The following is a 12,570-nucleotide window of genomic DNA, read 5'->3' on the forward strand; positions in this document are numbered from 1 at the left end:
AATGCAAGTGCATTTAATTCCGGTGCAACAAAATGGGTCTTTTCTGCTAACGTGCGGTCATGGCGGCGAAGAAGTCCGAGCGAGCGCTCGCGGATGAGTGGCGGGACGTCCTCGCGCTGCATGCCCGCACGATCTGCGAGCTCGACCGCGAGCTGCATCAGCACGGGCTCGGCGCCAGTGACTTCGAGGTCCTCGATGTGCTCGCCGAAGAGCAGGCGGAGGACGGCGGGTGTTCCTTCCGCGTGCAGGAGCTGGCGTCCCGGGTCCATCTCAGCCAGAGCGCCCTGTCGCGGCTGATCGCGCGGCTGGAGAAGGACGGACTTGTCAGGCGGGGGATGTGCCCCGTGGACCGGCGTGGTGTGCAGGTCTCGCTGACCGAAGCGGGCCGGGCACGCCATGCCGAGGTGCAGCCGCTCCAGCGCGCGGTGCTGTCCCGGATGCTGCCGGGCCCGTCCGCGTAAGCCGGGCCCGTCCACGTAAGCCCGGGCCCGTCCGCGTAAGTCCGTGTGATCGTCTATGACCAGGTGACGGCGGACTGCTCGCGCCACAGCTTCGCGAGCTCCGCGTCGCCCGTGACGGACACGGCGGTCTGCGGCAGTCGGTTCCAGAGCGTCAGATAGAGCTGCTCGGCCCTGCCGCTCAACTCGCAGTCCGCGGGACCCTCTTCGCTGGGCTCCGTGCGGGGCGCGTCCGTCGATACCCACACGGTCCACACGTCATCGGTGTCGATCGGCCGCACGCGCAGTGAGCGCGGCGCCTCGGAGCGCACCCGGCTCCGGGAGCGGGCGTGGAAGCCGGTCAGCAGCTCGGCGATGCCGTCGGCCGCGAACTCCGCGGCGATCGGACTGGGCTTGCCGCCCAGGGCTGACTCGACGTCGGCGCGGTGGATCGCGGTCTCGTGCGCCTGCCGCCGGGCCCAGAACGCGAGCGGCGACGGCGCGGGCAGGAAGGTCCAGCACTCCACGTCCGCGGGCGCCTCGTTCAGCGCCGCCACCAGCAGACCGTGACCGTCCCTGAACCACTCCACCAGCTCGTCACCGTCGAGCTCGGACAGCTCATCGGCGGGGTGGAAGCGGACGTATCCCTCGGTGATGAAGGCCGTCGCCCAGCGGTGGACCATGCCCGTGTGCCTGAGCACGTCCCGTACCTGCCAGCCGGGGCACGTCGGCACTCTCGCGCCGGGGCCCGCTTCGACGGCGGCCGCGGCCAGCAACTGGCCCTCCCGGACGAGGGATTTGATCAGCTCGGCGGTCTCCATGCGGGAGATTGTGCCACCGAGCTCAAGCTCCCTGGGGGTGCGCAGAGTGCGGGCGTCCACGCAGCAGCCGTACGAAGAAACCGAGGGCGACCGACTGGATGAGCACCGACAGCACCAGGGCGGTGTACATGAACCACGCGGCCGAGGAGACCGCGTCGCCGAACATCGAGCCGACGACGAAGAAGCCGAACACGGTCGGAGCGGCCAGCAGGAACAGCCATATGCCGGCGAACGAGGCGTCCTCGTGATGGACGAAGACGGTGTCGATCGTGACGTACACCGTCGCCACGGCGACCAGCGCCAGATACGCCTGTGAGGCGCGATTGCCGAAGGCGAGTCGCGTCAGCGTGCCTAGCCGTTCAGACTTCATGGCCTTCTCCCCACCTGGACGTCATTGCTCCCATGGTGCGTCCGGGGCGGCGGTTCTGCCTGAGTACGCCTACTCAGTTGTCCCGCGGCGCAGACGCATTGCGGGCCGTGTACCCAATCAGTGCCGCGCCACCCGCGAGGGCGGCCACCGTCGTCAGCGCCACGGGCAGCGAGAACCAGTCGGCGAGGAAGCCGATCGCGGGCGGCCCGAGCAGCATCCCGCCGTAGCCGAGCGTGGACGCGGCCGCGACCCCGCCGGGGCCGGCCAGCGCGCCCGCCCTGGCCACCGCGACCGGGAAGATGTTCGCGAGGCCCAGGCCGGTGACGGCGAAGCCCAGCAGCGCGAGCCACACGCTGGGCGCGAGCGCGCCGAGCAGCATGCCGGTCGCGGCCGTCGTGCCGCCCGCGACAAGGGTGCGGGTCTGGCCGAGCCGCTCCAGCATGGCCGTGCCGGAGAGCCGGCCGGCCGTCATGGCCAGCGCGAAGAGGGAGTACCCGGCGGCGGCGATGCCGGGGTGTGCGTGCAGATCCTCTTCGAGGTGGAGCGCGCCCCAGTCGGCCATCGCGCCTTCTCCGTACGCCGTGCAGAGCGCGATCACGCCGAAGAGGACGACGAGTTGGCGCGTACGCCCCTTCAGTCGGCGTGGTACCGGCTCCTTGGCCGCGGGCCCGGCTGTCGGCGCCGGGTGGCGCAGCAGGACGGGTCCCGCGACGGCGGTGACCAGCAGGCCGACGGCGGTGAGGGTGAGCAGATGCGCGGTGGGGGAGAGGCCGCCCGCGACCAGACCGCCGAGCCCCGCGCCGATCATGCCGCCGAGGCTGAACGCCGCGTGGAAGCTCGGCATCACCGGCCGCCGCATGGCCGCGACCAGATCGACCGCCGCGCTGTTCATCGCGACATTGATTCCGCCGTACGCCGCACCGAAGACCAGCAGCACAAGACCGAGGGCGAGCGCCGAGTGCGTGAGCGGCGGGAGCGCGATGCTCAGCGACAGCAGTACGGCGCTGACGACGGTCACCGGATGGCTGCCGATCCGGCGGCAGAGCCGTCCGGTCAGCGTCATTGTCACCACCGCGCCCGCCGAGACCCCGAGCAGCGCCAGCCCCAGATCGCTCGCCGACGAGCCGGTCTGCTGCTTGATCGCGGGGATGCGGACCACCCAGCCGGCGAAGAGAAAGCCGTCGAGGGCGAAGAACACGGTCAGCGCGGTACGGAGGCGGAACAGGGAGGGTGGGGCGGGGTTTCCGCCGGGTCCCCCCGGAACGGCCGTCCGTAGTTTGTTTAGGTGCGGCACAAACTCAGCATAGGGGCCTGGCACCGATCCGTACAAGGCGGCTGCTCAGCACCCCGATCATGGGAGACTCGCCTTCATGAACGGCAAGGCGACGACCACCAAAGCAAGGCTGGAGAGGGGCCGCAGCGCGCTCGGCCCCGCGCTGGAACTGGTTCATACGGGCCGTGCGCCCACCCGCGCCGTGCTCACCGCCGAACTCGGCGTCACCCGCGCCACCGCCGGGGCGGTGGCCGCGGAACTCGAAGCGCTCGGTCTCATCCGCGTCGACTCCCGGCCCGGCGCCGCCGCCGGCTCCCAGGGCCGCCCCTCGCACCGGCTCTCCGTCGACGACACGGGCCCCGTCGTACTCGCCGCCCAGGTGCACGCCGACGGATTCCGGGCCGCGCTGGTCGGACTCGGCGGCCGCACCGTCGCCACCGCCCCCGGCTGCGTCACCGTCTCCGCCGACCCCGCCCAGGTGCTCGGCGAGGTCGTCGACGCGGGCGCGGCCCTGCTGCACGAGAGCGGGCGACGGTGCGTTGGCGCGGGCCTCGCCGTGCCCTCCGCGGTCGCCGAGCCGGACGGCACCGCCCTCAACCCGCTGCACCTCGCCTGGCCGGCAGGCGCCCCCGTCCGGGACATCTTCGCCGAGCGCGTACGCGCGGCGGGCATCCAGGGCCCCGCCTTCACCGGCAACGATGTCAACCTCGCGGCGCTCGCCGAGCACCGGCACGGCGCGGGCCGCGGCGCCCAGCATCTGCTCTGTGTCGCCACCGGTCACCGGGGCGTCGGCGGCGCGCTCGTCCTCGACGGCCGTCTGCACACCGGCAGTTCGGGCCTCGCCCTCGAGGTCGGCCATCTCACCGTCAACCCCGAGGGCCGCCCCTGCCACTGCGGCAGCCGCGGCTGCCTCGACGTCGAGGCCGACCCGCTCGCCTTCCTCACCGCCGCGGGCCGCGACCCGGGCCCCGAGGTCTCGCTGCTGCAGCAGTCCCGGCAGCTGCTGCGTACGGAGTACGACGACCCGGCCGTACGGAACGCGGGCGAGGAGCTCATCGACCGCCTCGGCCTCGGGCTCGCCGGCCTGGTCAACATCCTCAACCCCGACCGGATCATCCTCGGCGGGCTGCACCGCGAGCTCCTCGACGCCGACCCCGAGCGACTGCGCGCCGTGGTCGCCGACCGCAGTCTGTGGGGCCGCAGTGGCGGAGTGCCGATCCTGGCCTGCACGCTGGACCACAACAGTCTGGTGGGAGCGGCGGAGTTGGCGTGGCAGCCGGTCCTGGACGACCCGCTGGGCGCGCTCGGCTGACGGGCGACGACACCCGTCCGGGGGCACGATGGACGCTTGGGGGCGCACTTTCGGGTAGGCGACGACCTATGACCCAGAAGCCTTCCGGCGCGGAGCACCATGCGCACCCGCTCCGGAACCTGCACAGCAGGACTCTCGCGTCACCCCTCGGGCTCGCCTGGAACCGCGGCCGCGAGGTGGAGCTGATGCACCGCGCGATGGGCTTCGCCGCACTCGGCTTTCTGACGCTTGTCCCGCTCCTGATCGTCGTCGCGGCGGCCGACCCGGCGAGCGGACAGGGCTTCGCCCGCTGGCTGGGCCAGGCGCTGGGGGTCTCGGAGGCCTCCCAGGACGAGGTCGAGCGGCTGTTCGGCCTGCCTGGGCAGGCGCTGCAGCGCACGACCGCGTTCGGTCTCGCCGCGCTCACCGTCTTCGGTCTGACCTTCGGTTCGGCGGTGCAGACCGGCTACGAGAAGGTCTGGGACCTGCCGACGGCCCGCTGGCACACCATGTGGCGGCATGTCGTCTGGCTGGCCCTGCTCGTCTTCTCCCTGGTGGTCTTCGCCAGCACGCCCGTGCCCACCGACGCTGTCTGGGAGACGATCCTGGGCGCCCTGGCAGATCTGATCGGCACCTGCATCTTCTTCTTGCTGTCCCAGCGTGTGCTGCTCGGCGGCCGGGTCCGCTGGCGGGCCCTGCTGCCGGGGTCGGTGGCGACGGCCGTGGGCCTGCTCGGCCTGCGGGTCTTCTCGCAACTCGTCTTCTCACCGCTGATCGCGTCGACCGCCGTCACCTACGGCCCGTTCGGGACCGTGCTGGTCATCCAGTCCTGGCTCGTCGGTGTCGGCGTGGTCGTCTACGGAGGAGCGCTCGTGGGACGCCTCATCCACGAAGGAAGCGTGGGGCGCCGACTGGGACGCGAGCCGGAAGACGCTCCCTAGGCCCAGCAGAGGGCGCGGGGCGGGATTCCGTGCGACCGCGACAGCTGAGCGAGCGCCTCGGGCCTACGGACGGCCATCGGCACGGCGCTCACCACTGCCGCCCGCGGGGGAGCCCGTCCCGCTGCGGGGCCGAGAGATGGAGCACCTCGTAGAGGTCGCCGGTCGCCTCGGGCGTTTCGTACTCCCAGAGCGTGAAGTACAGCAGCTCCCAGTGGCGCGGATCGACGGCGAGCGCCGCGCACACCACGCCGTCCAGCCGCGCCAGGCGCCGCGTCTCCCCTACGGCCTCCTCGATCACGGGGGCGAGCGGAGCAGGCTGCGGAATCCGCTGCTTGCGCCGCACGGCGGTGCGTGGCGCGGCGGCGGCCGCAGGCCCCTCCTCGTACGCGAGCCCGGTCCAGTGCTGCACCTCGGGCCGCCCGAAGTCATCGACGATGCCCTGGAATCCCGGCCCCCAGAGGAGGCGGTTCATGCCCTCGGGGGCGGCCCACAGATAGAACGGCGCGTACTGATTCACCGGTGAGTCGTGGCCGCGCTCGCGCATCAGATACGCCTTGAGGCCGAGCCCGGGAAAGTCGTCGAGGAGATGCCCCTTCGTCGCGACCCGCTTGCGGATGATCCCCATGTCGTAGTCGGCGGGCAAGGTGATCTCGTACTGCATGGCATGCATCAGGCGCTCCCGGTCGTACGCAGCAGGGCGAGCAGCCCCCGCACGCCCGCTTTGAACGCGGCCGTCGTGCCGGACGCGCGAGCCAGCACATAGCCGCCCTGCACGGTCGCGACGATCGTCGCCGCGATCTCCGCGGGCACCAGCGCGGTGCTCAACTCGCCCCGCTCCCGGCCCTCCTGGACGATCGCGGCGAGCCGGCCGCGCAGCCAGTCCAGCGTCCCGTCGACCGGGGCGCGCAGCTCGTCGCTCGCGATGACGTCCGGGTCCATCGTCAGGCGTCCCACCGGGCAGCCGCGCAGCACATCGCGCTCCCGCAGCAGATATGCGCTGATCCGCTCGTACGCGGTCCCCTCGCCGCTCAGTGCCGCCTCCGCGGCGGCCCGCATCTCGTCCGCCGTACGCCGGATCGCCGCCAGCGCCAGATCGGGCTTGCCTTCGAAGTGGTGGTACATGCTGCCCTGGCCTGCCCCGGCCTGCCGCTGGATGGCCTTGGGGCTGGTGCCCACGTAGCCGCGCTCCCACAGCAGCTCGCGGGTGGCCTCGATCAGCCGCTCGGGAGTGCTCATGAACAGACTGTACATACTAGTAGGTACAGAATCCAGGGCAGCCGGGAGCAGCCACGAAAGCCCTGAATACTCCCCGGGTGGTATGCGCAGTGCCGCTGGCCGTACGACGACTTCGACCCCCTCCCGGCGGGAGCCTCAAAGGCGACAAGGAACCCACGCACCACCATCGCCACCGAGGAGCTGAGCCGAGATGAACACCCTGGCGTACGCAGACGGGCCAGGCCCGTGGATTCTCTTCTTCCCGCTGATCTGGGCGGCCGTCGTCGTCGGCGTCGTCACCGTTCTGCGCCGCACCGGCGTGTGGCGCGGGCGCCGCGGCCCCTGGCAGGGACCCCGCTCGACGCAGAGGCCCGGCTCGACGCACGGCGAGAACTCGCCGATCGCGCTGCTCGGCCGCCGCTTCGCCGCCGGTGAGATCGACGAGGACGAGTACTGGCGGCGGCTGTCCGTCCTGGACGAGCAGTTCGGCCGTACGGGCAAGGACAGTGCGGTATGACCGCCACCGCCACCCGGACCCGCACCGCAGCCCGGGTCGTCGGCGCCGTGAAGATCTACGGCAAGGGCGATACCGAAGTGAGGGCCCTGGACGGGGTGAGCGTCGACTTCCCGTCGGCCGCTTCACCGCGATCATGGGGCCCTCGGGCTCCGGCAAATCGACCCTTATGCTTCCCCTCGCTTCGCTGGGGAGACCCCATGCGCCGCCGGGCTCGCGGTCAGCGTCCCGGCGTTCGGCGCGGGCGGCAGCGGACTCAGCCCGAAGCTCGCCCCGGCCATCGCCGCACAGCCCGAGGGTGCAGACCGCGGTAGGCCTCGGCAAAGGTGTTGCGGAGGTTGACGGCGCGGGACGCCGGCTCACCGTCACCGACCCGGTCGCGCTCGGCAAGGCATTCGACCTCGGCACGGTGCGGGGCTCGCTCGACGGGCTCGGCACGAACGGCATGGCCGTGGCGGACACCGAGGCGGACAGGCGGGGCTGGAAGCCCGGCTCCATCGCCGAACTCGCCTTCACCGACGGGAAGAAGCAGACCTTCACGGTCCGCGCGGTCTTCGAGCAGTCGGAGCTGGCGGGCGACTACGTCATCACTCGCGAGGCCTGGGCCCCGCACCGGGGACAGGACTCCGACACCCTGATCGCCGTCAGCTTCAAAGACGGGGTGTCCACCGCCGACGGCACTGCGGCGGTCGAGAAGACCGCGGCGGCGTACGGCAATCCCGAGGTGCAGACCCGCGACGAGTACGCGCAGACCGCAGCCGGAGCCATCGACATGATGCTCACCCTGGTCTACGCCCTGCTCGCGCTCGCCGTGGTGATCGCGCTGCTAGGCATCGCCAACGCCCTCACCCTCGCGATCCACGAACGCACCAGGGAACTGGGCCTGTTGCGTGCCGTCGGACAGACCAGAAGCCAGCTGCGCTCGATGGTGCGCTACGAGTCGGTGCTGGTCGCCGCGTTCGGCACGGCAGGCGGCCTGGCGCTCGGCAGCCTGCTCGGCTGGGTGCTCGTCAAGGCGTCCGAGGGTGCCGGCGACACCGCCTTCGCTTTCGCCGTACCGCCGGTGCAGCTCCTGGTGGTCGCGCTGGTCGGTCTGTTGGCCGGAGCGGTCGCGGGCTGGCGGCCCGCGCGTCGCGCCGCCCGCCTGGACGTACTGCGCGCCATCGCCACCGAACAGCGCGGCTGAAAATCCAGCCCGCCCGGCGATTGAGGGGCGGGGGCTGGGGCGGAGCCCCGGTCAGTGGACCTCGGTCGGCAGACCCCGGTCAGCGCGCGATGGTTGACCGCACGGTGGCGTGTTCGCGCAAGGGGCCGTCGGTCGTTGCCCCGTACACCAGCGGATACGGCGGCAGCGCCACGGGCGACGGCGCCGAGAGCGTGAACCAGACGCTCTTCCCGGTGTCGCCCTGCGGCCGTACGCCCCAGCTCTCGCTCACCGCCGCTATCAGCGCGAGCCCGCGGCCGGAGGTGGCGAAGTGGTCGGAGTCCTCGACCGTCGGGATACGTGGATCGTGGTCATGAACCGAGACCGTGAGCCGGTCGAGCAGCAGCTCGATCTCCACGGTGCACATCTTGTCCGGCTCGGCGTGCTGGTGGACATTGGTCAGCAACTCGGTTACGCCGAGTGCTGCCTGGTCGATCAAGGGATCGAGATGCCAGTAGCGCAGTTGCGCCGAGATGATTCTGCGGACCTGACCGATCCGCGACGGCAGGGCCTGGAGCTCCACCGTGCAGTGCCTGCTTGGCTGGCTGATCACGGCTGCGACTCCCCGAATGAGGTCCGGAAGAAGACGAAGGATCGGATCCAGCAGTTGGCTGGCTGCTGATTTGTCCGGCGGGCTGGATCGCAGCGTGACCGCCGGTGCACCCTGAGTGATGTGAGACCAGCGTGAACCATTGACCACGGTCCCGCAACTCGCAGCATCCGGGTGGTTACTCTCAGTTCCTGGTGCCGCCCGCGCCGTGCAGCGCCTCCAGGAAGCGTCCGGCCAGCGCCCGGCCCTCAGGCCTGCGGCTGCGCTGTCCCATCGTGAGCCGGTACCTCTTGCCGTTGACCGTCGCCACCGTGCTCGCCTCATCGGCGAACCAGGGCTTGCCGGCCCTGACCCCGCGGACGGGAGCACTCTCGATCACCCGGCCGTAACTGGTCAGCAGCGCCAGCCTGCCGTCCTTGATCCGCACTTGTCCGGCCTTCGTCAGCGAGCGCGGCCACCGCTCGATCCGTACGCCCGTAGCGCTGAATTCGGGCTCTGCCATCGCCATAGGCCCTCCGCCCCCTTCACACCGTTTCCTGTTGGCAGTCTGCACAACTCTGGGCGTATGCACCAGTACGTGTGGAAGGACCCGGGCAACTCCAGCCCTGCAAGTGACCCCTATGGATGCCCAAAGTGAACGTTTGTGCAGGTGAGGGGCTTACTGTGGTGTGTGGGACCGAAGTCGACAGGACGAGGAACGGCGCGCATGAGCACGAGTGAGAAGCCAGTGACGGGCGAGGCGATGCCGACCGTCGATGTGGACCGCAGCGATCCAGAGTACCGGGCCTGGCTGAAGGAGGCGGTGCGCAAGGTCCAGGCCGACGCCAACCGCTCTGCCGACACCCACCTGCTGCGATTCCCGCTGCCCGAGGAGTGGGGCATCGACCTCTACCTCAAGGACGAGTCCACCCATCCCACAGGCAGCCTCAAGCACCGCCTCGCGCGGTCGCTGTTCCTGTACGGCCTGTGCAATGGCTGGATCCGGCCTGGCAAGCCCGTCATCGAGGCGTCCAGCGGCTCGACCGCAGTCTCCGAGGCGTACTTCGCCAAGCTGATCGGCGTCCCCTTCGTCGCGGTGATGCCCCGCACCACCAGCGCCGAGAAGATCCGGCTGATCGAATTCCACGGCGGCCAGTGCCACTTCGTCGACGACTCGCGGAAGATGTACGAGGAGTCGGCGGCGCTCGCGCAACGGACCGGCGGCCACTACATGGACCAGTTCACCTACGCGGAACGGGCCACCGACTGGCGCGGCAACAACAACATCGCCGAATCGATCTACCAGCAGCTGAAGTTGGAGCGCTATCCCGAGCCCGCGTGGATCGTCGCGACGGCCGGCACCGGCGGCACCTCGGCGACCATCGCCCGCTACGTCCACTACATGCAGCACGACACCCGTATCTGCGTCCCAGACCCGGAGAACTCCTGTTTCTTCGACGGCTGGACGAACCACGATCCGCACGCCGGCAGTGACTGCGGCTCCCGCATCGAGGGCATCGGACGGCCGCGCATGGAGCCGAGCTTCGTGCCCGGGGCCATCGACCGGATGATGAAGGTGCCGGACGCGGCGAGCGTCGCCGCCGTACGTGCCCTGGACGCGGCCATCGGCCGTAAGGCGGGCGGCTCCACCGGCACCGGCCTGTGGAGCGCGCTGAAGATCATCGGCGAGATGCTGGCCGACGGGCGCAAGGGGAGCGTGGTCACGCTGCTCTGTGACCCGGGCGACCGCTACCTCGACAAGTACTACTCCGACGCCTGGCTGGACGAACAGGGCCTGGACATCGCCCCATACACCGCGGCGATCGAGGAGTTCCTGGACAGCGGCGTCTGGCCCCGCTGACCGGGGCGGTTCATGTCATTGCGCGGCGGATCATTGCGCGGCGGACCGGGTGAGCCTGCGGTCGAGACTGCGGACCGCGCCGCGGAAGGACGTGGCCAGCCCTGAGCGGCCCAGCTTCAGGACGGCGAGCATCAGCGCCGGGGCGTCCGCCGCGAAGGTCCACTGCACCCGGGTGCCGTTCGCGGCTGGAGTGATCCGCCACTCCTCCAACAGGGCGCGAAGGCCGGGTGCGTTGGTCTCGTCGACGCGGTAGGCGTAGCGCTCGCCGGGGTCCGTGGCCAGGATGGTCTCGAGGAAGAGGACGCCGCCCTTGAGCCTGATCTCGCGGCCCCCGCCCCCGTGGGTGGGCGTGGCCGAGCTGACAGCGGTGAACCACGAGGTCCAGCCCGGGACATCCTCGGCGAGCGCTTCGTACACGGCCTGCGGCGAGGCCGACAACTCGGCCGAGAAGACCAGGCGCAGCGGGGCTGACTCGACGAAGTCGAGTTCCACGGGGCGGAGTCGGCGTGCCATGGACCGTACCTCCGGCTGGAGAGGAGTGGGGCGGGGCCCGCACACCATAGCTGGCGGCCCGTCAGTTGTCCGTAGCAGGCGGCCTCGGTCGTGTGAGGAGTCCGTCCAGCGCGCGGCCGAACACCAGCCGCGCCACCCGGACTACCAGCGGGTCGAGCAGCCGGGGAACCAGCCGGATACGGAGCTCCTCCACCCAGACCACCACGGCACCAGGCCCCTGAGGGAGCACCTCGATCTCTGCCCAGCCCTTGATGACGCGGCCGCGCTTCTCCAGTCGGCACAGCCCCGGCGCGCCGTCCTCGGGCGGCTGCCAGTGGACGACCTCCATCGGATCGTCGAAGCCGAAGCGGTCAAGTCTGAAGCGGTCAAGTCCGGAGCGGTCAAGTCCCGAGCGGCCAAGTCCGGAGCGGCCAAGTCCCGAGCGCGCCACGAACACCGTGCCGACCCGGGTGGGCGACGGTGTCACAGAGGACACGGTTGTCAACGGCACCTGGGCGGCGTGCGCCCGCCAGTCGGTGACCCGCAGCCAGGCCTCATCGGCAGGCAGCGTGACGGCCCGTGCGATCCGGAAGGCGGTCACCCGGCGTCAGCCGTCCTGCCCGTCGGCGACCTCGCGACCGCCCGCCACCACCAGGCCGGGCAGATGCTCCGCGATCTCCTCGCGCGCCTCCCCCGAAAGACCCGCATCAGTCACCAGCGTGTCGACCTCCGCGAGCCGGGCGAACGAACTCAGGCCCACCGTCCCCCACTTGGTGTGGTCGGCGACCACCACGACCCGGCGCGCGGCCTGGACGAAGCGGCGGTTCGTCTCGGCCTCCGCCAGATTCGGCGTGGAGAGCCCGGCCTCCACCGAGATGCCGTGCACCCCGAGGAACAGCACATCGAAGTGGAGCGAGCGGATCGCCTGGTCGGCGACCGGCCCGACCAGCGAGTCGGAGGGCGTACGCACACCGCCGGTGAGGACCACCGTCGCGGCGCCGGAACGCTGGCCGCCCGCCGCACCCGCCCGCTGCGCCGCGTGGAACACATCCGCGACCCGCACCGAGTTGGTGACCACCGTCAGATCCGGCACCTCGAGCAGATGGTGCGCCAGCGCATAGGTCGTGGTGCCGCCGGACAGCGCGATCGCGCTGCCGGGCACCGCCATCTGCGCGGCCGCCCGCGCGATGTCCTCCTTGGCGCTCAGCTCAAGCGCCGACTTGGCCTCGAACCCCGGCTCGTGCGTGCTCGCCTCAACCACCGGCACCGCGCCGCCGTGGACCTTCTCGATGACCCCCTGCCGGGCCAGGGAGTCCAGATCCCGGCGCACCGTCATGTCGGAGACATTGAGCTTGCGGGTGAGCTCATTGACCCGCACCCCACCGCGCCTGCGCACCTCGTCGAGGATCAGGGCGCGCCGCTGCTCCGCGAGCAGGTTCTGGTTGTCGGTCACTGCCGGGGCCGGTCCTTCCATGTCGTCGTACACCGCTCGTCGTACACCGCCTGGGGCGAAGGTGGCTCATCCTCGCACGCACGACGCGGCCCGTCTCGGGGAGATTCCGTGAGAGCCGTGCGGTGAGCTGCCAGGATCCGGGATTCTGGTCATGAACTGCCGCGCGGCC

Annotated in this window: 15 protein-coding genes and 2 pseudogenes; 7 read left to right on the plus strand and 10 right to left on the minus strand. The window is 70.9% G+C overall.

The window, feature by feature from the left end:
- The first annotated feature begins 59 nt into the window (after positions 1-59).
- Positions 60-461: a MarR family winged helix-turn-helix transcriptional regulator gene (locus tag QFZ67_RS34515; protein ID WP_307664962.1), complete on the plus strand. Its 402-nt coding sequence runs from the start codon at positions 60-62 to the stop codon at positions 459-461.
- 53 nt (positions 462-514) lie between these two features.
- On the opposite strand, the gene QFZ67_RS34520 is transcribed toward QFZ67_RS34515, so the two are convergent.
- The 3 genes from QFZ67_RS34520 to QFZ67_RS34530 all read right to left on the minus strand — a co-directional run bounded on the left by QFZ67_RS34520 (position 515) and on the right by QFZ67_RS34530 (position 2,922).
- Positions 515-1,258, minus strand: coding sequence for a maleylpyruvate isomerase family mycothiol-dependent enzyme (locus QFZ67_RS34520; RefSeq protein ID WP_307664963.1), 744 nt, complete (start codon positions 1,256-1,258; stop codon positions 515-517).
- Between the two features lie 22 nt (positions 1,259-1,280).
- Positions 1,281-1,628: an SCO4225 family membrane protein gene (locus tag QFZ67_RS34525; protein ID WP_307664964.1), complete on the minus strand. Its 348-nt coding sequence runs from the start codon at positions 1,626-1,628 to the stop codon at positions 1,281-1,283.
- 73 nt (positions 1,629-1,701) lie between these two features.
- On the minus strand, positions 1,702-2,922 hold the full coding sequence (locus QFZ67_RS34530; RefSeq protein ID WP_307664965.1) for an MFS transporter: 1,221 nt from the start codon (positions 2,920-2,922) through the stop codon (positions 1,702-1,704).
- Between the two features lie 76 nt (positions 2,923-2,998).
- Here QFZ67_RS34530 and QFZ67_RS34535 point away from each other — a divergent pair, with 76 nt between their 5' ends.
- Entirely contained in the window at positions 2,999-4,213 is a 1,215-nt protein-coding gene (locus QFZ67_RS34535; protein ID WP_307664966.1) for an ROK family protein, read from the plus strand.
- Positions 4,214-4,281: 68 nt separating this feature from the next.
- Positions 4,282-5,133, plus strand: a complete 852-nt coding sequence (locus QFZ67_RS34540; RefSeq protein ID WP_307664967.1) for a YhjD/YihY/BrkB family envelope integrity protein — start codon at positions 4,282-4,284, stop codon at positions 5,131-5,133.
- Positions 5,134-5,221: 88 nt separating this feature from the next.
- Here QFZ67_RS34540 and QFZ67_RS34545 read toward each other — a convergent pair whose 3' ends face one another.
- Together QFZ67_RS34545 and QFZ67_RS34550 are read right to left on the minus strand one after the other, a co-directional pair.
- On the minus strand, positions 5,222-5,803 hold the full coding sequence (locus QFZ67_RS34545; RefSeq protein ID WP_307664968.1) for a DUF4865 family protein: 582 nt from the start codon (positions 5,801-5,803) through the stop codon (positions 5,222-5,224).
- Complete coding sequence (locus QFZ67_RS34550) at positions 5,803-6,384, minus strand: TetR/AcrR family transcriptional regulator (RefSeq protein ID WP_307664969.1); 582 nt, start codon at positions 6,382-6,384, stop codon at positions 5,803-5,805. Before QFZ67_RS34550 ends, QFZ67_RS34545 begins: the two co-directional genes overlap by 1 nt.
- Positions 6,385-6,559: 175 nt before the next feature.
- Here QFZ67_RS34550 and QFZ67_RS34555 point away from each other — a divergent pair, with 175 nt between their 5' ends.
- The 3 genes and pseudogenes from QFZ67_RS34555 to QFZ67_RS34565 all read left to right on the plus strand — a co-directional run.
- Positions 6,560-6,865 carry an SHOCT domain-containing protein gene (locus tag QFZ67_RS34555; protein ID WP_307664970.1) on the plus strand — a complete coding sequence of 102 codons (306 nt, stop codon included), beginning with the start codon at positions 6,560-6,562 and terminating at the stop codon, positions 6,863-6,865.
- A pseudogene (locus QFZ67_RS34560) lies at positions 6,862-7,052 on the plus strand (ATP-binding cassette domain-containing protein); the annotation flags it as partial. The gene QFZ67_RS34555 and the pseudogene QFZ67_RS34560, both read left to right, overlap by 4 nt.
- A 14-nt stretch (positions 7,053-7,066) precedes the next feature.
- Positions 7,067-8,048: pseudogene (locus QFZ67_RS34565) on the plus strand (ABC transporter permease); the annotation flags it as partial.
- Between the two features lie 79 nt (positions 8,049-8,127).
- Here QFZ67_RS34565 and QFZ67_RS34570 read toward each other — a convergent pair.
- Positions 8,128-8,619 carry an ATP-binding protein gene (locus QFZ67_RS34570; RefSeq protein WP_307664971.1) on the minus strand — a complete coding sequence of 164 codons (492 nt, stop codon included), beginning with the start codon at positions 8,617-8,619 and terminating at the stop codon, positions 8,128-8,130.
- 181 nt (positions 8,620-8,800) lie between these two features.
- Complete coding sequence (locus tag QFZ67_RS34575) at positions 8,801-9,124, minus strand: hypothetical protein (RefSeq protein ID WP_307664972.1); 324 nt, start codon at positions 9,122-9,124, stop codon at positions 8,801-8,803.
- A 198-nt stretch (positions 9,125-9,322) separates the two neighbouring features.
- Here QFZ67_RS34575 and QFZ67_RS34580 point away from each other — a divergent pair, with 198 nt between their 5' ends.
- Positions 9,323-10,456 carry a PLP-dependent cysteine synthase family protein gene (locus QFZ67_RS34580; protein WP_307664973.1) on the plus strand — a complete coding sequence of 378 codons (1,134 nt, stop codon included), beginning with the start codon at positions 9,323-9,325 and terminating at the stop codon, positions 10,454-10,456.
- A 30-nt stretch (positions 10,457-10,486) separates the two neighbouring features.
- Here QFZ67_RS34580 and QFZ67_RS34585 read toward each other — a convergent pair whose 3' ends face one another.
- The 3 genes from QFZ67_RS34585 to QFZ67_RS34595 form a co-directional block, all read right to left on the minus strand.
- A complete protein-coding gene (locus QFZ67_RS34585; protein WP_307664974.1) occupies positions 10,487-10,969 on the minus strand; it encodes an SRPBCC family protein in 483 nt (160 codons plus the stop codon).
- Positions 10,970-11,030: 61 nt separating this feature from the next.
- A complete protein-coding gene (locus tag QFZ67_RS34590; RefSeq protein ID WP_307664975.1) occupies positions 11,031-11,549 on the minus strand; it encodes an SRPBCC family protein in 519 nt (172 codons plus the stop codon).
- Positions 11,550-11,555: 6 nt separating this feature from the next.
- The gene (locus QFZ67_RS34595) at positions 11,556-12,401 is read right to left on the minus strand and encodes a DeoR/GlpR family DNA-binding transcription regulator (RefSeq protein ID WP_307664976.1); all 846 of its coding nucleotides are present in this window, start codon (positions 12,399-12,401) and stop codon (positions 11,556-11,558) included.
- Positions 12,402-12,570 lie beyond the last annotated feature (169 nt).

The sequence above is a fragment of the Streptomyces sp. V1I1 genome (assembly GCF_030817355.1).
GTDB lineage: Bacteria > Actinomycetota > Actinomycetes > Streptomycetales > Streptomycetaceae > Streptomyces.